Source organism: Citrobacter sp. Cf136 (genome assembly GCF_030333815.1).
Lineage (GTDB): Bacteria > Pseudomonadota > Gammaproteobacteria > Enterobacterales > Enterobacteriaceae > Citrobacter > Citrobacter freundii.
Genome location: NZ_JAOWFE010000039.1, coordinates 123,364 through 144,479 on the forward strand (window position 1 = coordinate 123,364; position 21,116 = coordinate 144,479).

21 protein-coding genes are annotated in these 21,116 nt (G+C 53.1%); 13 read left to right on the forward strand and 8 right to left on the reverse strand.

Annotated elements, in window-relative coordinates:
• Positions 1-110 precede the first annotated feature (110 nt).
• The 7 genes from cytR to OGV98_RS18980 all read left to right on the forward strand — a co-directional run bounded on the left by cytR (position 111) and on the right by OGV98_RS18980 (position 6,673).
• Entirely contained in the window at positions 111-1,136 is a 1,026-nt protein-coding gene (cytR, locus tag OGV98_RS18950; protein ID WP_121572152.1) for a DNA-binding transcriptional regulator CytR, read from the forward strand.
• Positions 1,137-1,229: 93 nt separating this feature from the next.
• Positions 1,230-2,204 (forward strand): cell division protein FtsN, encoded by a 975-nt coding sequence (gene ftsN, locus OGV98_RS18955; protein ID WP_072058122.1) that lies wholly within the window; start codon positions 1,230-1,232, stop codon positions 2,202-2,204.
• A 91-nt stretch (positions 2,205-2,295) separates the two neighbouring features.
• Positions 2,296-2,826: an ATP-dependent protease subunit HslV gene (gene hslV / locus OGV98_RS18960; protein ID WP_003028805.1), complete on the forward strand. Its 531-nt coding sequence runs from the start codon at positions 2,296-2,298 to the stop codon at positions 2,824-2,826.
• Between the two features lie 9 nt (positions 2,827-2,835).
• Positions 2,836-4,167: an ATP-dependent protease ATPase subunit HslU gene (hslU, locus tag OGV98_RS18965; RefSeq protein WP_003028803.1), complete on the forward strand. Its 1,332-nt coding sequence runs from the start codon at positions 2,836-2,838 to the stop codon at positions 4,165-4,167.
• A 67-nt stretch (positions 4,168-4,234) separates the two neighbouring features.
• Positions 4,235-5,164: a 1,4-dihydroxy-2-naphthoate polyprenyltransferase gene (gene menA / locus OGV98_RS18970; protein ID WP_003028801.1), complete on the forward strand. Its 930-nt coding sequence runs from the start codon at positions 4,235-4,237 to the stop codon at positions 5,162-5,164.
• 92 nt (positions 5,165-5,256) lie between these two features.
• Entirely contained in the window at positions 5,257-5,742 is a 486-nt protein-coding gene (gene rraA, locus OGV98_RS18975; RefSeq protein WP_003028798.1) for a ribonuclease E activity regulator RraA, read from the forward strand.
• 187 nt (positions 5,743-5,929) lie between these two features.
• Positions 5,930-6,673 carry an SDR family NAD(P)-dependent oxidoreductase gene (locus OGV98_RS18980; protein WP_044701846.1) on the forward strand — a complete coding sequence of 248 codons (744 nt, stop codon included), beginning with the start codon at positions 5,930-5,932 and terminating at the stop codon, positions 6,671-6,673.
• Between the two features lie 202 nt (positions 6,674-6,875).
• On the opposite strand, the gene zapB is transcribed toward OGV98_RS18980, so the two are convergent.
• Positions 6,876-7,121, reverse strand: a complete 246-nt coding sequence (zapB, locus tag OGV98_RS18985) for a septal ring assembly protein ZapB (protein ID WP_088732415.1) — start codon at positions 7,119-7,121, stop codon at positions 6,876-6,878.
• Positions 7,122-7,549: 428 nt separating this feature from the next.
• Here zapB and OGV98_RS18990 point away from each other — a divergent pair, with 428 nt between their 5' ends.
• The 4 genes from OGV98_RS18990 (at position 7,550) to fpr (ending at position 11,913) form a co-directional block, all read left to right on the forward strand.
• A complete protein-coding gene (locus OGV98_RS18990) occupies positions 7,550-8,395 on the forward strand; it encodes an MIP/aquaporin family protein (protein ID WP_003028793.1) in 846 nt (281 codons plus the stop codon).
• A gap of 21 nt (positions 8,396-8,416) precedes the next feature.
• Positions 8,417-9,925, forward strand: a complete 1,509-nt coding sequence (gene glpK / locus OGV98_RS18995) for a glycerol kinase GlpK (protein WP_003028792.1) — start codon at positions 8,417-8,419, stop codon at positions 9,923-9,925.
• 135 nt (positions 9,926-10,060) lie between these two features.
• Positions 10,061-11,071: a class II fructose-bisphosphatase gene (gene glpX, locus OGV98_RS19000; protein WP_003840506.1), complete on the forward strand. Its 1,011-nt coding sequence runs from the start codon at positions 10,061-10,063 to the stop codon at positions 11,069-11,071.
• Between the two features lie 95 nt (positions 11,072-11,166).
• Positions 11,167-11,913: a ferredoxin--NADP(+) reductase gene (gene fpr, locus OGV98_RS19005; RefSeq protein WP_003840504.1), complete on the forward strand. Its 747-nt coding sequence runs from the start codon at positions 11,167-11,169 to the stop codon at positions 11,911-11,913.
• Positions 11,914-11,970: 57 nt separating this feature from the next.
• Here fpr and OGV98_RS19010 read toward each other — a convergent pair whose 3' ends face one another.
• Positions 11,971-12,399, reverse strand: a complete 429-nt coding sequence (locus tag OGV98_RS19010; protein ID WP_286551930.1) for a DUF805 domain-containing protein — start codon at positions 12,397-12,399, stop codon at positions 11,971-11,973.
• A gap of 100 nt (positions 12,400-12,499) precedes the next feature.
• Here OGV98_RS19010 and OGV98_RS19015 point away from each other — a divergent pair, with 100 nt between their 5' ends.
• The gene (locus tag OGV98_RS19015) at positions 12,500-13,096 is read left to right on the forward strand and encodes a DUF1454 family protein (RefSeq protein ID WP_071697856.1); all 597 of its coding nucleotides are present in this window, start codon (positions 12,500-12,502) and stop codon (positions 13,094-13,096) included.
• A gap of 111 nt (positions 13,097-13,207) precedes the next feature.
• Entirely contained in the window at positions 13,208-13,975 is a 768-nt protein-coding gene (tpiA, locus tag OGV98_RS19020; RefSeq protein ID WP_202580880.1) for a triose-phosphate isomerase, read from the forward strand.
• 39 nt (positions 13,976-14,014) lie between these two features.
• Here tpiA and OGV98_RS19025 read toward each other — a convergent pair whose 3' ends face one another.
• The 6 genes from OGV98_RS19025 to fieF form a co-directional block, all read right to left on the reverse strand.
• On the reverse strand, positions 14,015-15,487 hold the full coding sequence (locus OGV98_RS19025) for a DASS family sodium-coupled anion symporter (protein WP_016151273.1): 1,473 nt from the start codon (positions 15,485-15,487) through the stop codon (positions 14,015-14,017).
• Between the two features lie 113 nt (positions 15,488-15,600).
• Positions 15,601-16,905, reverse strand: coding sequence for an SLC13 family permease (locus tag OGV98_RS19030; protein ID WP_003840496.1), 1,305 nt, complete (start codon positions 16,903-16,905; stop codon positions 15,601-15,603).
• A gap of 73 nt (positions 16,906-16,978) precedes the next feature.
• Positions 16,979-17,728 (reverse strand): CDP-diacylglycerol diphosphatase, encoded by a 750-nt coding sequence (locus OGV98_RS19035; protein ID WP_286551934.1) that lies wholly within the window; start codon positions 17,726-17,728, stop codon positions 16,979-16,981.
• A gap of 104 nt (positions 17,729-17,832) precedes the next feature.
• Positions 17,833-18,822 (reverse strand): sulfate/thiosulfate ABC transporter substrate-binding protein Sbp, encoded by a 990-nt coding sequence (sbp, locus tag OGV98_RS19040; protein ID WP_003840489.1) that lies wholly within the window; start codon positions 18,820-18,822, stop codon positions 17,833-17,835.
• Positions 18,823-19,025: 203 nt separating this feature from the next.
• Positions 19,026-19,988 (reverse strand): 6-phosphofructokinase, encoded by a 963-nt coding sequence (gene pfkA / locus OGV98_RS19045; RefSeq protein WP_003028778.1) that lies wholly within the window; start codon positions 19,986-19,988, stop codon positions 19,026-19,028.
• A 183-nt stretch (positions 19,989-20,171) separates the two neighbouring features.
• Positions 20,172-21,074 carry a CDF family cation-efflux transporter FieF gene (gene fieF, locus OGV98_RS19050; protein ID WP_003028775.1) on the reverse strand — a complete coding sequence of 301 codons (903 nt, stop codon included), beginning with the start codon at positions 21,072-21,074 and terminating at the stop codon, positions 20,172-20,174.
• Positions 21,075-21,116 lie beyond the last annotated feature (42 nt).

Here is a 21,116-nt window from a genome sequence, read left to right on the forward strand (position 1 = left end):
TTTTTATGAAAATTCTGTAACCGCTTCCATTCACTATCTGATAAAAATGTTTCAGATGAAGGCTATTCAAGGACGAGTCTGTGCCAGCAGCTCTCTGGCGAGGAGAAAGAGTGAAACCGAATAAGCAGGTTGCCGCCGCTACGATGAAAGATGTTGCTCTGAAGGCGAAAGTCTCAACGGCAACCGTATCCCGCGCATTAATGAACCCAGACAAAGTCTCGCAGTCAACCCGTAACAAGGTTGAGCAGGCAGCGCTTGAAGTGGGATATTTACCCCAATCAATGGGACGTAACGTTAAGCGTAATGAGTCGCGTACCATTCTGGTGATTGTGCCGGATATCTGCGATCCATTTTTTAGCGAAGTGATTCGTGGCATCGAAGTCACCGCCGCAGAACAGGGATATCTGGTGCTTATCGGCGATTGCGCGCACCAGAACCAGCAGGAAAAGACCTTCCTCAACCTCATAATTACCAAGCAGATCGATGGCATGGTGCTGCTCAGCTCGCGCCTGCCGTTTGATGCCAGCGTGGAAGAGCAACGCAACTTGCCACCGATGGTTATGTCCAACGAGTTCGCGCCAGAGCTGGAACTGCCCACCGTGCACATTGATAACCTCACCGCCGCCTTCAACGCGATGAACTATCTGCTGGAACTGGGGCATAAACGCATTGGCTGTATCGCCGGGCCCGAAGATATGCCGCTGTGCCATTATCGTCTGCAAGGTTACGTTCAGGCACTACGTCGCAGCGGAATTACGGTCGATCCGCATTTCATCGCGCGCGGTGACTTTACCTATGAAGCGGGGGCCAATGCGCTTAAACAGCTCCTGGCGCTACCACAGCCGCCTACCGCGGTCTTTTGTCACAGCGATGTCATGGCGCTTGGCGCCCTCTCTTACGCCAAACGTCATGGTCTGAAGGTGCCCGACGATTTATCGATTATCGGCTTCGATAACATTTCGCTCGCGGAATTTTGTGATCCACCCCTGACAACCGTCGCACAGCCGCGTTTCGATATCGGACGTGAAGCTATGCTGTTACTGCTCGATCAATTACAAGGACAGAACGTCAGCAGTGGCTCACGTTTACTGGACTGCGAGCTTATTATTCGGGGTACTACCCGGGCACTGACGTAAAGTAAAGTGCTTTCGGACTCCCCTGTCTGGTCAAAGGCCCGCCGCTTAAGTAACATGGCGGGCTGACGAACGAATAAATACAGCGAAACGATAGTGGCACAACGAGATTATGTACGTCGCGGCCAACCGGCACCTTCGCGGCGCAAGAAGAGCACATCACGGAAAAAACAACGCAATACGCCTGCGGTATCGCCCGCAATGGTTGCTATTGCTGCAGCCGTACTCGTGACCTTTATCGGTGGTCTGTACTTCATTACGCATCACAAGAAAGAAGAGTCCGAAACGCTGCAAAACCAGAAAGTCACCGGTAATGGCATCCCGCCAAAACCGGAAGAGCGCTGGCGATACATTAAAGAGCTGGAAAGCCGTCAGCCTGGCGTACGTGCGCCTACCGAACCGTCTGCCGGCGGCGAGGTGCTGAACGCCGACCAATTAACCAATGAGCAGCGCCAGTTGTTGGCGCAGATGCAGGCTGATATGCGTCAACAGCCAACGCAGCTCAACGAAGTACCGTGGAACGAACAAACGCCTGAGCAACGCCAGCAAACGCTGCAGCGTCAACGTCAGGTGCAACAGCAGCAGTGGAACACTACGCAGCAGCAGGCTCAACAGCCACGCCAACGGGCAACGGAACAGCCGTACCAGCAGCCGCAAACGCGTACGGCGCAAACCGCGCCGGTACAGCAGCCGAAAGCACAGCCAAAACCGGCGGCGCAACAGCCGTATCAGGATTTGCTGCAAACGCCTGCGCATACCACCGCCGCTCAGCCGAAAACGCAACCGGCCGCGCCAATAACGAATGAAACGCAGCCGCCAAAACAGACGGCGGAGAAAAAAGATGAACGCCGCTGGATGGTTCAGTGCGGGTCATTTAAAGGCGCTGAGCAGGCAGAAACCGTGCGCGCGCAGCTGGCCTTTGAAGGGTTCAACTCGCGTATTACCACCAATAACGGCTGGAATCGCGTGGTCATTGGTCCGGTCAAAGGCAAAGAGAATGCCGACAACACCATCAGCCGCCTGAAGGTGGCTGGTCACACAAACTGCATTCGACTCGCCACCGGGGGTTGAAACCCCCAAAATCCCCCCCATCTATACTTGCATTACGCCCCGCACACTGTGCGGGGCCTGTACATTGCATTTGTAACCAAGGGGTCTGCTCGTGACAACAATAGTAAGCGTACGCCGTAACGGCCATGTGGTAATCGCCGGTGATGGTCAGGCCACACTGGGTAACACCGTAATGAAAGGCAACGTGAAGAAAGTCCGCCGTCTTTACAACGACAAAGTCATCGCGGGCTTTGCGGGCGGTACTGCGGATGCATTCACGCTGTTTGAACTGTTTGAACGCAAGCTGGAAATGCACCAGGGTCACCTGGTGAAGGCTGCCGTTGAACTGGCAAAAGACTGGCGTACAGACCGTATGCTGCGCAAACTCGAAGCGCTGCTGGCCGTCGCAGATGAAACGGCATCGCTCATCATCACCGGTAACGGCGACGTCATCCAGCCAGAAAACGATCTGATTGCCATCGGCTCCGGCGGTCCCTACGCCCAGGCTGCTGCACGCGCTCTGCTGGAAAACACCGAGCTTGGCGCACGCGAGATTGCTGAGAAAGCGTTGGATATTGCAGGGGATATCTGCATTTATACCAACCACTTCCATACCATCGAAGAATTGAACTCCAAAGCGTAAGGATCCCCCATGTCTGAAATGACCCCACGCGAAATTGTCAGCGAACTGAACAAACACATCATCGGCCAGGATAACGCTAAGCGTTCCGTGGCGATTGCCCTGCGTAACCGCTGGCGTCGTATGCAGCTCAACGAAGAGTTGCGCCATGAAGTCACGCCGAAAAACATTCTGATGATTGGCCCGACCGGCGTCGGTAAAACCGAAATCGCCCGTCGCCTGGCAAAACTGGCCAACGCGCCGTTCATCAAAGTTGAAGCAACCAAATTCACCGAAGTTGGCTATGTTGGTAAAGAAGTTGACTCGATCATCCGCGATCTGACCGATGCTGCCATTAAGATGGTTCGCGTTCAGGCAATCGAGAAAAACCGCTTCCGTGCTGAAGAGATGGCGGAAGAGCGCATTCTCGACGTGCTGATCCCACCGGCTAAAAATAACTGGGGACAGTCTGAACAGCCGCAGGAACCTTCTGCAGCGCGTCAGGCGTTCCGTAAAAAACTGCGTGAAGGCCAGCTGGATGATAAAGAGATCGAAATCGATCTCGCGGCCGCACCGATGGGCGTTGAAATTATGGCGCCTCCGGGAATGGAAGAGATGACCAGCCAGCTGCAGTCCATGTTCCAGAACCTGGGCGGTCAGAAGCAAAAACCGCGTAAGCTGAAAATCAAAGACGCGATGAAACTGCTGATTGAAGAAGAAGCGGCCAAACTGGTGAACCCGGAAGAGCTGAAACAAGAAGCTATCGACGCCGTTGAGCAGCACGGGATCGTGTTTATCGACGAAATCGACAAAATCTGTAAACGCGGTGAATCCTCCGGCCCGGACGTGTCCCGCGAAGGCGTACAGCGCGACCTGCTGCCGCTGGTTGAAGGCTGCACGGTGTCCACCAAGCACGGCATGGTGAAAACCGATCACATCCTGTTTATCGCCTCTGGCGCATTCCAGGTGGCGAAACCGTCCGACCTGATCCCGGAACTGCAGGGTCGTCTGCCGATTCGTGTGGAACTTCAGGCGCTGACCACCAGCGATTTTGAGCGTATCCTTACCGAACCGAATGCCTCCATCACCGTCCAGTACAAAGCGCTGATGGCGACCGAGGGTGTGGACATTAACTTCACCGAATCGGGCATTAAACGCATTGCCGAAGCAGCCTGGCAGGTTAACGAAACCACCGAAAACATCGGTGCGCGTCGTCTGCACACCGTTCTGGAACGTCTGATGGAAGATATTTCCTATGATGCGAGCGATTTGAACGGCCAAAGCATCACAATTGATGCCGAATATGTGAGCAAACATCTGGATGCGCTGGTCGCAGATGAAGATCTGAGCCGTTTTATCCTATAATCGCGTTCAATGCATTTTCATCACTGTTGATGGGGCTGATAAAGCCCCATTTTTATTGGCGCTAAATATGACTGAACAACAACAAATTAGCCGCTCACAAGCCTGGCTGGAAAGTTTACGACCCAAGACCTTACCGCTCGCCTTCGCGGCGATCATCGTCGGTACGGCATTAGCATGGTGGCAAGGATACTTCAATCCGCTGGTTGCTCTGCTGGCATTGATTACGGCGGGATTACTGCAAATTCTGTCCAATCTCGCTAACGACTATGGCGATGCCGTCAAAGGCAGCGACAAGCCCGACCGCATAGGACCGCTGCGCGGTATGCAAAAAGGGGTCATCACCCAACAGCAGATGAAGCGGGCGCTGATCGTCACCGTGGTCTTGATCTGCCTGTCCGGTCTGGCCCTGGTTGCTGTGGCCTGTCACACGCTGGCAGATTTTGTCGGCTTCCTGGTGCTCGGCGGCCTGTCGATCATCGCCGCAATCACCTATACCGTAGGCAATCGCCCTTACGGATATATCGGTCTGGGCGATATTTCCGTGCTGGTGTTCTTCGGCTGGCTGAGCGTTATGGGAAGCTGGTATCTGCAGGCGCATACGTTGATTCCAGCGCTCATTCTGCCTGCTACCGCCTGCGGCCTGCTGGCTACTGCCGTGCTCAACGTCAACAATCTGCGCGATATCAACAGCGACAGAGAGAACGGCAAGAACACGCTGGTCGTGCGTTTAGGCGCTGTCAATGCCCGCCGCTACCACGCCTGTCTGCTGATGGGCACGCTGGTCTGCCTGGCCCTGTTTAACCTGTTCTCACTGCAAAGCCTGTGGGGATGGCTGTTTATCCTCGCCGCTCCGCTGCTGATTAAACAGGCGCGATACGTGATGCGTGAGATGGATCCTGCGGCAATGCGCCCAATGCTGGAACGCACCGTAAAAGCGGCATTGTTAACTAACCTGCTGTTTGTCGTTGGAATTTTCTTAAGTCAGTGGTCTCTTTAACTGACAAATATCAATTAACAATTGATGATTTTGCCAACAGTACACATAGCGCGATATACTAAAAATTCTCGCAGCAACTGAACGTTGAGCCTATGAAATACGATACATCCGAGCTTTGTGACATCTATCAGGAAGATGTCAACGTCGTGGAACCACTGTTCTCTAACTTTGGAGGACGGTCGTCGTTTGGCGGACAAATCATCACGGTAAAATGTTTCGAGGACAACGGGTTGCTGTACGATCTGCTCGAACAAAACGGCCGTGGTCGCATTCTGCTGGTCGATGGCGGTGGTTCTGTCCGTCGTGCGCTGGTCGATGCCGAACTGGCTCGACTGGCCGTACAGAATGAATGGGAAGGTCTGGTCATCTACGGCTCAGTCCGTCAGGTAGACGACCTGGAAGAACTGGATATCGGCATTCAGGCGATTGCCGCAATTCCGGTCGGTGCCGCAGGGGAAGGTATTGGGGAAAGCGATGTGCGCGTCAACTTTGGCGGTGTAACGTTCTTCTCTGGAGACCACCTGTACGCCGACAACACCGGGATAATCCTCTCCGAAGACCCGCTCGATATCGAGTAAAGAAAACACCGCAATTCGGTGTGATGCCAGTCGGTTAAACAACTGACTGGCTTTTTTTCGCTTCTGAAAATCTCCAGTGCCTCTTTTGCCATTTTCCCCTTCCGATTCCCCCATCCTGCGCATTGACGAAGAAAAAACTCTCTCTATACCTAATGATGAATCTCATCACTCTCATCACGAGGTCATCATGCATATCGATCTGACAGGTAAAAAAGCGCTGGTCACCGGAGCCAGTCGTGGATTAGGGCGCGCCATTGCACTGTCGCTGGCGAAAGCCGGTGCTGATGTTGTTATAACCTATGAAAAATCTGCGGAGAAAGCCCAGGCCGTTGCCGATGAAATTACAGCACTTGGCCGCCATGGTGAGGCGATTCAGGCAAACAGTGCAGACGCTCAGGCGATTCAGAATGCCGTAAACCGCACGGTACAGTCACTCGGAGGACTGGATATCCTGGTCAACAACGCAGGGATCGCACGCGGCGGCCCGCTGGAGTCGCTGTCACTGGAGGACATCGACGCATTGATTAACGTGAACATCCGTGGCGTGGTAGTTGCCATACAGGCCGCGCTACCGCATCTCCCTGAAGGTGGGCGAATCATCAATATTGGCAGTTGTCTTGCCAACCGCGTCGCCCAGCCGGGGATTGCCGTCTACGCGATGACTAAATCAGCGCTCAACTCGCTAACCCGTGGCCTGGCTCGCGATCTCGGCCCACGGGGTATTACCGTTAATCTTGTCCATCCCGGCCCAACTGACAGTGATATGAACCCGGCAGATGGCGAGCAGGCAGAATCCCAACGGCAGCTTATTGCGACAGGGCATTACGGAACACCGGAGGATGTTGCAGCGGCGGTGACGTTTCTGGTAAGCCCAGCGGCTGGGCAGATTTCCGGCACCGGTCTGGACGTAGATGGGGGTTTGAATGCCTGAAATTAACGTTGTGTTGCGGTAAAACGATTGTATTGCCGGATGACGGCTTACGCCTTATCCGGCCTACACAGGAACGATTACGCAAGAGGTTTCGTGTTGTAGCAAGGCGGCAAACGAAGGTATCCCCAGGAGCGTAGTAAACTACGTGACTGGGGTAACTGAGCGCAGCCAACGCAGCTACGGCACGAAAGATGAAGCGTAATTAGACTTCTTCCATACGACCCAGCAGGGCATGCAGACGATCCTGCCAGCCATTCTGCTGTTCTTTCAGGTTGTTGTTCTCACGCTCCAGCTCTTCACGCTGCTGCTGTGCAGTCTGAACTTCCTGCGACAGTGAGTTGTTCTTTTCTTTCAGCTCTTCGATTTCCATCTGTAACAACGTGATGGTATCAATCGCCTGCTGTACTTTTGCTTCCAGTTTCTCAAACACTTCTAATGACATCGTCATACCTCTCCTGAATTGCAAGGCGTTGATGGATAAAAATCCTCGTCCCGATAACCGGCGACGCCTTAATAAAAACGAGCGCACTCTACTTAACACCGATTGTATGAAGCCGCGTCATCGCTGTCCAGCGGCATCCCGCGCAGATTGCGGTTTGCAACACTTTTAGTCTTTCTCCTGGTGACATGACTGTCATAACTCTTAAGTGTTAACAGATTGATCAGTGAAATGATTCAGCTCACACTATTTTTGTATAACAAATGCCGCACAATGGCGCGAAAACGCTCATTTTGTTGATGCAGTACACACATTTTAATTTCGATATTTCTCGTTTTTGAGCGTTAACGATAAATTAACAGTGTGCCTACCGGCTCCGGGGATGTCAGTGACCTTCTCGCACACAATAAACATTAAACTCTCTTCAGGATCCGATTATGAGTCAAACCTCAACCTTAAAAGGCCAGTGCATTGCTGAATTCCTCGGTACCGGGTTGTTGATTTTCTTCGGTGTGGGCTGTGTCGCTGCACTCAAAGTAGCTGGTGCTACTTTTGGTCAGTGGGAAATCAGTATCATCTGGGGTCTGGGGGTAGCAATGGCTATCTATCTGACCGCAGGCGTTTCTGGTGCACACCTGAATCCCGCGGTAACCATCGCACTCTGGCTGTTCGCCTGTTTTGATAAACGCAAAGTTGTCCCTTTTATTATTTCGCAAATTGCCGGCGCCTTTTGCGCAGCGGCATTGGTTTACGGGCTTTATTACAATCTTTTCATCGATTTTGAACAAACCAACCATATCGTGCGTGGCACTACCGAAAGCCTGGGTCTGGCGGGTACTTTCTCCACCTATCCGAATCCGCATATCAATTTTGTGCAGGCCTTCGCGGTTGAAATGGTCATTACCGCTATTCTAATGGGGCTGATTCTGGCTCTGACCGACGATGGTAACGGTGTACCTCGTGGTCCGCTGGCACCACTGCTGATTGGCTTATTAATTGCCGTTATTGGTGCTTCCATGGGTCCGCTGACAGGTTTTGCGATGAACCCGGCACGTGACTTCGGACCGAAACTCTTCGCCTGGATGGCCGGATGGGGTGAGATTGCCTTCACAGGTGGTCGCGATATCCCTTACTTCCTGGTTCCGGTATTTGGCCCGATTACCGGCGCGATTTTGGGCGCATGGGCATATCGCAAACTGATTGGTCGCCATTTACCGTGCGATGTCTGCGTGATTGAAGAAAAAGACGCGGCGGCCAACACTCAACAAAAAGCTTCGCTGTAATGTGACTACGGGACAAAAATTATGACTGAAAAAAAATATATCGTTGCGCTCGACCAGGGCACCACCAGCTCCCGCGCGGTCGTAATGGACCACGATGCGAATATCGTTGCCGTTTCACAGCGCGAATTCGAGCAAATCTACCCGAAAGCAGGTTGGGTAGAACACGACCCAATGGAAATTTGGGCAACCCAAAGCTCTACGCTGGTTGAAGTTCTGGCGAAAGCCGATATCAGTTCCGATGAAATTGCAGCGATCGGTATTACCAACCAGCGTGAAACCACCATCGTCTGGGAGCGTGAGACCGGTAAACCAATCTACAACGCCATTGTGTGGCAGTGTCGTCGTACCGCAGATATCTGCGAAAAGCTCAAGCGCGATGGCATGGAAGAATACATCCGTAACAACACCGGCCTGGTGATTGACCCGTACTTCTCTGGCACCAAGGTGAAATGGATCCTCGACCACGTTGAAGGCTCGCGTGAACGCGCTCGTCGCGGCGAACTGCTGTTTGGTACCGTGGACACCTGGCTTATCTGGAAAATGACGCAGGGACGCGTACACGTCACGGATTACACCAACGCTTCACGTACCATGCTGTTCAACATCCACTCCCTGGACTGGGATGACACGATGCTGGATGCGCTGGATATTCCGCGCGCCATGCTGCCAGAAGTGCGTCGCTCTTCTGAAGTATACGGTCAGACCAACATTGGTGGTAAAGGCGGCATTCGTATTCCTATCTCCGGTATCGCCGGTGACCAGCAGGCAGCTCTGTTTGGCCAGCTGTGCGTAAAGGAAGGGATGGCGAAAAACACTTACGGTACCGGCTGCTTCATGCTGATGAATACCGGAGAGAAAGCCGTTAAGTCCGAAAACGGACTACTGACCACCATCGCCTGCGGACCGACCGGGGAAGTGAACTACGCGCTGGAAGGTGCGGTATTTATGGCTGGCGCATCCATTCAGTGGCTGCGCGATGAAATGAAACTCATCAGCGATGCATTCGACTCTGAGTATTTCGCCACCAAAGTGAAAGACACCAACGGCGTGTACGTCGTTCCGGCATTTACTGGCCTGGGTGCACCGTACTGGGACCCGTATGCACGTGGCGCCATCTTCGGCCTGACCCGTGGCGTAAACTCCAACCACATCATCCGCGCAACGCTTGAGTCTATCGCTTATCAGACGCGTGATGTTCTGGAAGCGATGCAGGCTGACTCCGGTATTCGTCTGCACGCCCTGCGCGTTGACGGCGGTGCGGTCGCCAACAACTTCCTGATGCAGTTCCAGTCTGACATTCTGGGCACCCGCGTAGAGCGTCCGGAAGTTCGCGAAGTCACCGCATTAGGTGCAGCGTACCTGGCTGGCCTGGCAGTAGGCTTCTGGCAGAATCTGGATGAGTTGCAGGAGAAAGCGGTCATCGAGCGTGAATTCCGTCCAGGCATCGAAACCACCGAGCGTAACTTCCGTTACAGTGGCTGGAAAAAAGCGGTCAAACGCGCCATGGCATGGGAAGATCACGACGAGTAATACGTCATTGCCGGATGGCTACTTTGGCTTATCCGGCAAAATCTTCGTGCGGGGGCAACCCCGCACACACATCAATAATCTAGCCCCCTCCCCTGTGCTACACTTCGCGCCATTCCTTTCAGCTACGAGTTTGCAATGAGACGAGAACTTGCCATTGAATTTTCACGCGTGACCGAAGCGGCCGCGCTGGCTGGCTATAAATGGCTGGGCCGCGGCGATAAAAATACCGCTGACGGCGCGGCGGTGAACGCCATGCGTATTATGCTCAACCAGGTCAACATCGACGGCACCATCGTGATTGGCGAGGGTGAGATTGATGAAGCGCCGATGCTGTTTATCGGTGAAAAAGTCGGGACCGGTCTTGGTGATGCGGTCGACATCGCCGTCGATCCTATTGAAGGCACACGCATGACGGCAATGGGTCAGGCAAACGCGCTGGCCGTACTGGCTGTGGGCGATAAAGGCTGCTTCCTGAATGCGCCAGATATGTACATGGAAAAGCTGATTGTCGGCCCAGGCGCAAAAGGGTCTATCGACCTGAACCTGTCGCTGGAAGCCAACCTGCATAACGTTGCCGCTGCACTCAATAAACCGCTGAGTGAACTGACCGTAACCATTCTGGCCAAACCACGCCATGATGAAACGATCGCCGAAATGCAAAAACTGGGCGTGCGCGTCTTCGCTATTCCAGACGGCGACGTTGCGGCCTCCATTCTGACCTGCATGCCAGACAGTGAAGTTGACGTGCTGTACGGCATTGGCGGCGCACCTGAAGGTGTGGTTTCCGCAGCTGTGATCCGCGCGCTGGACGGCGACATGCAGGGCCGTTTGCTGGCGCGTCATGACGTCAAAGGCGACAGCGAAGAAAACCGTCGCATTGGCGAACAAGAACTGGCTCGTTGCGCCGCCATGGGCATTGAAGCGGGCAAAGCGCTGCGCCTCGATGAAATGGCGCGTAGCGACAACGTCATTTTCTCCGCCACCGGCATCACCAAAGGCGATTTGCTGGAAGGGATTAGCCGCAAAGGTAATATCGCCACCACCGAAACGCTGCTGATCCGCGGCAAATCACGTACGATCCGTCGCATTCAGTCGATTCACTACCTCGATCGTAAAGATCCCGATGTGCAGGCGCACATCCTGTAATTGATTTGATCAATAGAGCCTTCCAGCCCATATGGGCTGGAAATCTTTCGTCCAACGAACGAAGATAAGGCAATCAAAACAGACAGGAGAAAACCATGGCAGATTGGGTAACAGGCAAAGTCACAAAGGTGCAAAACTGGACCGATGCCCTGTTTAGTTTGACCGTGCGAGCTCCAGTTCTTCCTTTCACTGCAGGTCAGTTCACTAAACTTGGCCTTGAGATCGACGGCGAACGCGTCCAGCGCGCCTATTCTTACGTAAATGCCCCTGATAACCCCGATTTAGAGTTTTATCTGGTGACGGTTCCCGACGGCAAACTCAGCCCTCGTCTGGCAGCACTGAAGCCAGGCGATGAAGTGCAGGTGGTGAGTGAAGCTGCTGGTTTCTTCGTGCTGGATGAAGTCCCCGATTGCGAAACGCTATGGATGCTGGCGACCGGCACGGCTATCGGCCCATATTTGTCGATTCTGCAGTTAGGCAAGGACCTGGATCGCTTTAAAAATCTGGTGCTGGTCCACGCCGCGCGCTATGCCGCCGATTTGAGCTATCTACCGTTGATGCAGGCGTTGGAAAAACGCTACGAAGGTAAATTACGCATCCAGACGGTTGTCAGCCGTGAAACAGCCGCAGATTCGCTGACCGGACGTGTACCGGCGTTGATTGAAAGCGGTGAGCTAGAAAAAGCAGTCGGGTTGCCAATGGATAAAGAAACCAGCCATGTGATGCTGTGCGGAAACCCGCAAATGGTACGCGACACGCAGCAGTTGCTGAAAGAGACCCGGCAAATGACCAAACACCTGCGCCGTCGACCGGGCCATATGACCGCAGAGCACTACTGGTAAGAACGTTTTAATGCCCGGTAAACACCCGGGCATTTTGCCGGATGGCGCTTATCCGGCCTACGAGTCAGCTCTGTACTTTACGTCCTGCGTATCCTTACCATATTTATTTGCGTCCTGGGTGCCAATGAACGCCCCCAGATCGATAAGCATACCAACCAGAATCAACGTTGGAACAAAGCGGCCTACCGCCCATTGCCAGACACCGGGTAATATCGCCCAATTTCCGGCCAGCAGCATCCACGCCAGGATCATCAACAGCGCCCACGCTCCGAAGCGCCCCCGGTCATGCAGACGTTTTACCGTCACTGCCGCCGTTGGCCATAGCAGACACACCAGGCAAAAAGCCGCGGTCTGAATATCGAGTAATTGTTTGCTCGCCAGCGAAAACAGAACCAGCATGCTGACGATCCATAGGCCAATCCAAATCCAGAAATCACGGCGCCCGATGCGCCCTTTAAATGAGAATAACCACTGCTGTATGGTCATGTAAGTTCCTTTATTATTACCTTCCAGAACAGTTTACCCTTTTGACAAGCTCGACGGTTACCGTTTTAATCGTGAGCAATGAGAATGAAAGGTACGATTGATGAAGCAAGGATTTACACTGTTTTTATTATTGTTTTCAGCCTTAACCGCGAGCACTGCGGTACTGGCGGAAGAGCCATCGACGGCAACCACGGCCCCCTATTTACTGGCGGGCGCGCCGACCTTTGACCTGTCGATTAGCCAGTTTCGTGAAAACTTTAATACGCAGAATCCGAAGCTTATTCTGAATGAGTTCCGCGCCATCGACAGCAGTCGCGATCGAGCAAATCTCACCCGCGCAGCCAGTAAAATCAATGAAAACCTGTATGCGTCTTCCGCTCTTGAACGCGGCACCCTTAAAATCAAAAGCATGCAGATAACCTGGTTACCCATTCAGGGGCCAGAACAAAAGGCAGCCAAAGTGAAAGCGCTGGAATACATGACCGCCGTCATCCGCACCGTCGCACCGCTACTGACGAAGGAACAGAGCCAGAAAAAGCTGCAAAAACTGCTCGCCGCAGGCAAAGGTAAGCGCTATTACGCTGAAACAGAAGGCGCAATTCGCTATGTTGTTGCTGACAACGGTGAAAAAGGACTGACCTTCGCTGTTGAACCGATTAAGCTGGTACTATCAGAAAGTCTTGAGAAGGCGAATTGATGACAAAAAGCAAAGCCTTTCAGGGGATGAATCTCTATACTGTTTCACAGACCATGCTGCCCTCACGGGCGGCCATATTCCTTAATTCGCTGACAAGCGTGGAGAAATGAAATGCGACATCCTTTAGTGATGGGTAACTGGAAACTGAACGGCAGCCGCCACATGGTAAACGAACTGGTTGCTAACCTGCGTAAAGAACTGGCTGGCGTTGCTGGCTGTGCAGTAGCGATTGCTCCGCCGGAAATGTATATCGACCTGGCGAAACACGCCGCTGCCGGTAGCCACATCATTCTGGGCGCGCAGAACGTTGACCTGAACCTGTCTGGCGCATTCACTGGTGAAACAAGTGCTGAAATGCTGAAAGACATCGGCGCGCAGTACATCATTATCGGTCACTCTGAGCGTCGTACTTACCACAAAGAATCTGACGAGCTGATCGCTAAAAAATTCGCCGTGCTGAAAGAGCAGGGTCTGACTCCAGTTCTGTGCATCGGTGAAACCGAAGCAGAAAACGAAGCGGGCAAAACTGAAGAAGTTTGTGCACGTCAGATCGACGCGGTTCTGAAAACTCAGGGCGCGGCAGCATTCGAAGGCGTCGTTATCGCTTACGAACCAGTATGGGCTATCGGTACCGGCAAATCTGCAACTCCTGCTCAGGCTCAGGCTGTTCACAAATTTATTCGTGACCACATTGCTAAAGCTGACGCGAAAATCGCTGAGCAAGTTATCATCCAGTACGGCGGTTCTGTAAACGCAGCTAACGCGGCAGAACTGTTCGCTCAGCCGGACATCGACGGTGCGCTGGTTGGTGGTGCTTCTCTGAAAGCAGACACCTTCGCAGTCATCGTTAAAGCAGCAGAAGCCGCTAAACAGGCTTAAGTTGTTAAGGCGGGAGGAGCCCTCCTCCCGCTGTATTAACTACCAGTATCCCAACCAGTGCCACCAGAAGGCGCCGGTCACACCCCAAATGGTCAGGTTGACCACACTCATCACCAGCCCCGTTTTCCACCACTCCGCCAACGTGACATAGCCCGAACCAAAGATAATAGGCGCAGTACCCGTGCCATAGTGCGTGAGCGACATCATCAAGGAGGAGGAGAAACCGAGCATTAAACCAAGCAGCGCTGGCGGCGCGCCGAGGCCTAAGCCTGCGGCGAAGAACGCAGCGAACATAGCCGTAATATGCGCAGTTGTGCTGGCGAAAAAGTAGTGCGAGTAGACGTAAAGCAGGATCAACAGCAGCGTCGCAACACTCCAGTGCACGCCAAGATGGTCGATTGCGCTACCCACGCTGGTTGCCAGCCATCCCACCAATCCCAGTTTGCTGAGAAAATCCGCCATCATCACCAGCGCGGCAAACCAGACTATCGTATCCCATGCCCCGCGGCATTTAAGAATGTCATCCCAGCTCAATACACCCGCCATCAATAGAATCGACAATCCAATTAACGCGGCGCTAGTGGGGTTTACGCTCCAGGCACTGCCCATCAGCATTGCTGGAACACCCGCCCATAGACAGAGCAGCAAAATGAACACCCCCAGGGTGATTTTCTCTGCCAAAGAAAGTGGACCCAGCGCATCCAGTTTTTGCCGCGCAAACTGCGGCGCATTTGGCGTGCGCGTGATAGCTGGCGGATAGAGCCACCAGATTACAATCGGCATAACAACCAGTGATACCAGTGCGGGAAGAAGCGCCGCAATAGCCCACATTCCCCAGGTCATGTTCAGCACGCCATCCGTCCCCTTTGTCAAAAAACTGACGATTAACGGATTAGGTGCGGTCGCGGTGATGAACATTGCCGAGCTGATCGGGTTAATGTTGTAGTTCACCAGCGCGAGATAACGGCCCGTTGAGCCATTCTCGGCATGGCCTGGCTGCGAGCCGAGGCTCTCCGCAATCGCCCGCATTACCGGGTGGATAATGCCACCACCACGCGCGGTATTGCTTGGCGTTACGGGTGCAATTAGCGTTTCCGCAAGGGTTAATGCCCACGCAATACCCAGCGTTCTTTTACCAAATAGCGCAATAAACCCGTAGCCAATACGCGCGCCCAGGCCGGTCTTTAACAGACTTTGCGACAGCATAATGGATAAACCAATCAGCCAGATTAGCTGGTTAGAAAAACCACTCAATGCATCGTTCAATGCCGCCGAAGGTTTGCCTGGGTTAGTAACGCCTGTCATCGCCACCAGCATAATCGCCACAATCGCAATTGCGCCAATGGGCATAGCTTTACCGATAATCGCGGCGATCGTACCAATAAACAGTGCCAGCAGATGCCACGCTTGTGGGGTTACGTCAGGAGGACACGGGATAACAAACCAGATGGTCAGCGTAATCACAAGCGAGATGATGGCAGGCCAGCGGCGGATGGGGGTCAAACTGTCCATGAATCAATCCTTGAGTTTCCAGTGCGCAAATCTGCGCTCAGGCATTAACCGATATTGCCGCGCATAATACAATTCACTCACTCACAAAACATAAAATTAACATTTTGATACAGCTACAGTTTTCCCAACACCGTAAACCAGGCGTAATCCAGCGGCAGAAGAATCAAATACGTTGCCGCCGCCAGTGCGATACACAGCAGCATCCCTGCCCTTGCAGGTACTTTCCCGAGCGCCATCGCCACCACGATCGGTGAAGCCTGATACGGCAACAGTGGTGTGGAATAACCCAGTACCTGGATCATAATCACCGACAGCAGCGGGAATCCCGTCGCATCGGCAAAGCTTTGCGCCAACGTGGTATACAGTGCCGGAACACCGTTCGCCGTCATAATAAAATTAAGCGCCGTGGTAATACCGGTCAGCGCGAGGAAACTGGTAAACGGCTTTTCCGCATCCAGCGGCATCACCTGTAACAGCGCTTCGCCAACGGCGCTACCAATACCTGTCTGCGTGACGGTGATCGCCAGCCCCAGAATACCCGCCACATAAATACAGGTACGAATGTTGACCCCAGTGGAAAACTCGTCGCCATTGATAAAGCCAACCCGTGGGAGCAATGTGATAACTGCCGCCGCCAGCCCGGTCCACGCGGGGCCAATGCCGTGCCAGCTTTCGCTTACCCAAAGAAGCAACACCACCGCTAACATCCAGGCCAGACGTTTTTCATCTCCACTCATCGGTTCCGACGGCGTGAGATCGCGCGGCGCATGGGGCTTGCCAGGGAACAGCCAGCAGATAAGCACGATGAGAACCGCGCCTTTAAGCCAACCCAGAACCGGCGTATGCAGCAGCAAATAGGGAAGATAATTGAGGTGGATGCCGTAAGAGCCTTCCGCCGCGCCGCTCATCACCAGATTCGGTACGTTTGCGGGTAAAATCGTCGCAGAAAGCTGGAATGTCCCAAACCCAACGGCCAGTGCCAGACCATACCAGGCGCGCGTACCATCGTTAATTCCAGCTCGTTTCGCCATCGCTGCGACAATCGGCATCAGCAGCGCAATGCGGCCCATGTTGGATGGCATTACAAACGCCAGCGCGTAACTCAACAGCACCACACTCGCCACCATTAACGGCCAGGAGTCGGTCAACCGTGATGACAGCGCCCTCGCCGCCCTGTCCGCCAGCCCCGTTTTACGAATCGCGATACCCAGCACAAAGCCGCTAAACACCAACCAGAATGCGGAGGACGCAAAGCCGCCAAAGATCACATCCGGTGGCGCGATTTTGGCGACCATCGCCACGGCAAAGAACAGCAGCGCCGTTATAAACTCCGGCAGCAGCGACGTAGCCCAGAGCAGAATGGTGATGCCAACCACCAGAGAGGGGATAAACAGAGGGTGTGTAAGCCAGAGCGACATGCCTGTCTCCTGTTGTTTTTTTCAACAAGAATACGGGGACAGGCATGCGGAGTAAACGCCAGATTAGGTGGGGTTAACGCAGAATATCACATTGATGATCCTGAATTTCCTCAGTGGAGGCGAGATTCAGCGCCAGCAGATTGCGCTGAGTAGCCAGCAGAACAAAGGATTCATCGCTCTGACGCACCATCGCCAACGCATAGCTGCCCATATGCTCACGTGCATCCGGCACCTCTTCTGCCAGCATCATAAATGGGCTGCGTTGTGCCAGTTCATTTTCCGTGACGCGACGCGCCAGATATTCATGACCGCGCAGCCCACCTGGTAGAGGTAGCCAGCGGGTGCTGGTTTTCGCCAGGTTGTCATCCAGCTGTTTTCTGACATCGGTTCGCAGGCAGGAGATATGAATATGCAGGTGATTTTGAGTACGCCCGCTACATGAGTTAATGGTCAGAGAGACTGCTTTGTCAGGGATTTCCTGGCCGTATTTTTGGCTCATAAAGCTACGCGCCTGCCAGGCCAGCCAGAAAAAGTTCGGCGTGCCTGATTTCAACAGCAGTGGGCTTTCCGTACCGTTAATGCGATAAGTGGGCATCAACAAATATTGCAAAGGGCCGTTACGGTCTTTGAACACCACATATCCGGCATCCGGCTTCACTTCTGCGCATGGTGCAGGATCCTGCTGCTGCAACTGGTGCGGCAAGCATTGTTGAAGGACGATCTGGCGTAATGCGTCCGGGTTGCCGGTGAATTTCCAGTACCCGATGCCTGCAGCGGCGGCGACCACAATCACCGCCAGTAAAAGATAGCCTGCTTTTTTCATTACGCGTTTCCTGTATCCCATTGAAGGGCAAGAGTAACGCAAAACCATGACAAATAAAAAACCCGGTCGCGTTAGGCCACCGGGTCGGTAAATCACAGACTTATTTAGCGTTTGCTGATCTGGTCGAACGTACCGCCATTAGAGAAGTGCTCTTTCTGCGCTTTTGTCCAGCCGCCAAACTCTTCATCGATGGTGAACAGCTTCAGCTTCGGAAATGCATTTTCGTATTTCTTCGCAACGTCTGTATCACGTGGACGATAGTAGTTTTTCGCTGCAATTTCCTGGCCTTCCGGAGAGTAGAGATACTTCAGATAAGCTTCCGCCACCGCTTTGGTGTCTTTCTTTTCCACCACTTTATCGACCACGGAAACGGTCGGCTCCGCGAGAATAGATTCACTCGGCGTCACTATCTCAAATTTGTCTTTACCCAGCTCGTTCGTTGCCAGCAGCGCTTCGTTTTCCCAGGCGATCAGCACATCACCGATACCACGTTCAACGAAAGTATTGGTTGAGCCACGTGCACCAGAATCGAGCACCTCAACGTTTTTATACAGGGCCTTCACAAAGTCTTGTGCCTTGGCCTGATCGTTGTTGTTGTGGTGCAGGGCATAGCCCCATGCCGCCAGATAGTTCCAGCGTGCGCCGCCTGAGCTTTTCGGGTTTGGTGTAATCACTGACACGCCGGGTTTGATCAAATCGTTCCAGTCATGAATTTGTTTGGGGTTGCCTTTGCGGACCAGGAACACGATGGTGGAGGTGTAAGGCGCAGAGTTATCCGGCAAGCGCTTAATCCAGTTTTTATCAATTCGACCACGTTCAGCAATGGCATCCACGTCATATGCCAGTGCCAACGTCACGACATCGGCTTCAATACCGTTGATGACAGAGGTCGCCTGTTTACCAGAGCCGCCGTGTGACTGGCGGATCACGACGTTATCGCCCGTTTCCTGCTTCCAGTGCGCGCTGAAGGCTTTATTGTACTGCTCGTACAGTTCACGTGTTGGATCGTACGATACGTTAAGTAACTGAATATCCTTTGCCAGAACGCTGGTCGATGCCAGCAATAATGTTAACCCTACGCCCCATTTGTTCATCGCCCAGCTCTCTTATGTGATGTTGTGATGAGCAAAGCGTGCCAGAAAGGCATCCAAACATTAAAGAATAAAAAAAGATTTGCTATAACTTCGGGGAATAAATGAGGAAGGTTGTGCCGGATGACGACTTACGCCTTATCCGGCCTACAAGAGTACACTCTGTAGGCCCGGTAAGCGAAGCGCCACCGGGCAACAAAAAACAATCAGTACAGTTTTTTCGCGCAGTCCAGCCAGTCACCTTTGAATGGACGCTTCATGTTCTCGATAGCATCGATGATATCGTGGTGAACCAGTTGCTCGTTCTGAATACCGACACAGCGACCGCCATGACCTGCCAGCAGCAGTTCAATAGCATATGCGCCCATACGGGATGCCAGGATACGATCGTAAGGAACCGGGGAACCACCACGCTGAATGTGACCCAACACGGTCGAACGCGTTTCGCGGCCCGTTTCCTTCTCGATGTAATGCGCCAGTTCGTCAACGTCACACATGTGTTCAGTGATCGCTACGATTGCGTGTTTTTTACCTTTCGCGATGCCCGCTTTGATTTCAGCAACCAAATCGTCGCGACTGAATTCCACTTCCGGAACCACTACGAACTCACAACCACCGGCAATTGCAGCCGCCAGGGTCAGATCGCCACAGTAGCGGCCCATCACTTCAACGATGGAAATACGCTGGTGAGAAGAAGAGGTATCACGCAGACGGTCAATCGCTTCTACTACAGTACCCAGAGCGGTGAAGTAACCGATGGTGTAGTCGGTGCCCTTGATATCGTTGTCGATAGTGCCCGGCAGACCGATGCATGGGAAGCCCATTTCAGTCAGGCGTTTTGCACCCATGTAAGAACCGTCACCGCCGATAACAACCAGCGCATCAATGCCACGCTTTTTCAGGTTTTCGATAGCCACCGCACGCACGTTTTCGTCGCGGAATTCCGGGAAGCGAGCTGAACCGAGGAAAGTACCGCCACGGTTGATCATGTCGGACACGCTGTAGCGGTCAAGCTGGACCATACGGTCTTCATACAAACCCAGGTAGCCATCATGGATCCCCATGACTTCCAGCCCTTCCGTCAACGCTGCACGTACAACACCACGGATTGCTGCGTTCATGCCCGGCGCATCACCGCCGCTTGTCAACACACCGATTTTCTTAATCATGACTACCTCTGAACTTTGGAATGCAAAATGAAATCTGCTGCCGGAAGTCGATTCCGCATATCGAAACGATCCAACGAATATGCAGATAGTATAACAATCACTTCCTGCTGAATTGATTCAGGTCAGGCCAAATGGTGGTAATTTATACACAAAATGCTGGCCCGGTTCACTTTTTACAACGAATTATGAAAGCTCAAACACCTTGCCTTCCTTGGGTACGACTGAACAGGGATCCTGATGAATGATGACATCCGATCCCGGGAAACGCCGTAAAATTGCCTGCTCAACCTGTTCAGCCACTAAATGCGCCTGAACGAGCGGCAGATTATCTTCCATTTCCAAATGAATCTGAATAAAGCGGGTCGGCCCTGACTGCCGCGTGCGAAGATCGTGAGCGCCGCTGACCCCAGGCCATGACGTCACGATATCAATAATTTCCTGACGTTCCTCATCGGGTAAAGCGCGATCCAGCAAAGATTGCACTGCCTCATACCCCATGCGTAATGCGCTATATAAAATATAGATGCCAATCCCGAGCGCAAACAAGGCATCCGCACGATGCCAACCGTACCATGCCAGCCCGAGCGCAATGAGAATCGCACCGTTCATCATAACATCAGACTGATAATGAAGCATATCTGCCCGAACGGCCTGACTTTGCGTACGCTTCACTACCCAGCGCTGAAACGAGACCAGAATGATTGTACACACTAACGCAATGATGGTGACAACCACCCCAACGCCGGGATCTTTCATCGGCGTCGGTTGGATGAGATGCTGAATCCCGGTCAGGAATAAAAACAGCGCCGAACCGGAAATAAACATGCTTTGCGCCAGCGCCGCCAGTGATTCCGCTTTTCCGTGTCCGAACGTATGTTCATCATCGGCCGGTTGCAGCGAATAGCGCACCACCAACAGGTTGGTTAACGACGCCGCAATGTCCACCAGAGAATCCACCAGTGCAGCCAGAATACTGACCGATCCGGTGTACCACCACGCGAAAATTTTGATCAAAAGTAACAGCGATGCCATCACGGTCGCCGCGATTGCCGCCCGGCTCACCAGCCGCCCATAGGTATGATTCATAAACACTCCAGCCAGAATATGCCGCTAGTATAACGGATGAAG

Bases quoted from the DNA above. Each gene is read 5' to 3' on its own strand.
- hslU (WP_003028803.1), top strand. From the start codon at position 2,836: ATGTCTGAAATGACCCCACGCGAAATTGTCAGCGAACTGAACAAACAC.
- menA (WP_003028801.1), top strand. From the start codon at position 4,235: ATGACTGAACAACAACAAATTAGCCGCTCACAAGCCTGGCTGGAAAGT.
- rraA (WP_003028798.1), top strand. From the start codon at position 5,257: ATGAAATACGATACATCCGAGCTTTGTGACATCTATCAGGAAGATGTC.
- OGV98_RS18980 (WP_044701846.1), top strand. From the start codon at position 5,930: ATGCATATCGATCTGACAGGTAAAAAAGCGCTGGTCACCGGAGCCAGT.
- zapB (WP_088732415.1), bottom strand. From the start codon at position 7,121: ATGACGATGTCATTAGAAGTGTTTGAGAAACTGGAAGCAAAAGTACAG.
- OGV98_RS18990 (WP_003028793.1), top strand. From the start codon at position 7,550: ATGAGTCAAACCTCAACCTTAAAAGGCCAGTGCATTGCTGAATTCCTC.
- glpK (WP_003028792.1), top strand. From the start codon at position 8,417: ATGACTGAAAAAAAATATATCGTTGCGCTCGACCAGGGCACCACCAGC.
- glpX (WP_003840506.1), top strand. From the start codon at position 10,061: ATGAGACGAGAACTTGCCATTGAATTTTCACGCGTGACCGAAGCGGCC.
- fpr (WP_003840504.1), top strand. From the start codon at position 11,167: ATGGCAGATTGGGTAACAGGCAAAGTCACAAAGGTGCAAAACTGGACC.
- OGV98_RS19010 (WP_286551930.1), bottom strand. From the start codon at position 12,399: ATGACCATACAGCAGTGGTTATTCTCATTTAAAGGGCGCATCGGGCGC.
- OGV98_RS19015 (WP_071697856.1), top strand. From the start codon at position 12,500: ATGAAGCAAGGATTTACACTGTTTTTATTATTGTTTTCAGCCTTAACC.
- tpiA (WP_202580880.1), top strand. From the start codon at position 13,208: ATGCGACATCCTTTAGTGATGGGTAACTGGAAACTGAACGGCAGCCGC.
- OGV98_RS19025 (WP_016151273.1), bottom strand. From the start codon at position 15,487: ATGGACAGTTTGACCCCCATCCGCCGCTGGCCTGCCATCATCTCGCTT.
- OGV98_RS19030 (WP_003840496.1), bottom strand. From the start codon at position 16,905: ATGTCGCTCTGGCTTACACACCCTCTGTTTATCCCCTCTCTGGTGGTT.
- OGV98_RS19035 (WP_286551934.1), bottom strand. From the start codon at position 17,728: ATGAAAAAAGCAGGCTATCTTTTACTGGCGGTGATTGTGGTCGCCGCC.
- sbp (WP_003840489.1), bottom strand. From the start codon at position 18,822: ATGAACAAATGGGGCGTAGGGTTAACATTATTGCTGGCATCGACCAGC.
- pfkA (WP_003028778.1), bottom strand. From the start codon at position 19,988: ATGATTAAGAAAATCGGTGTGTTGACAAGCGGCGGTGATGCGCCGGGC.
- fieF (WP_003028775.1), bottom strand. From the start codon at position 21,074: ATGAATCATACCTATGGGCGGCTGGTGAGCCGGGCGGCAATCGCGGCG.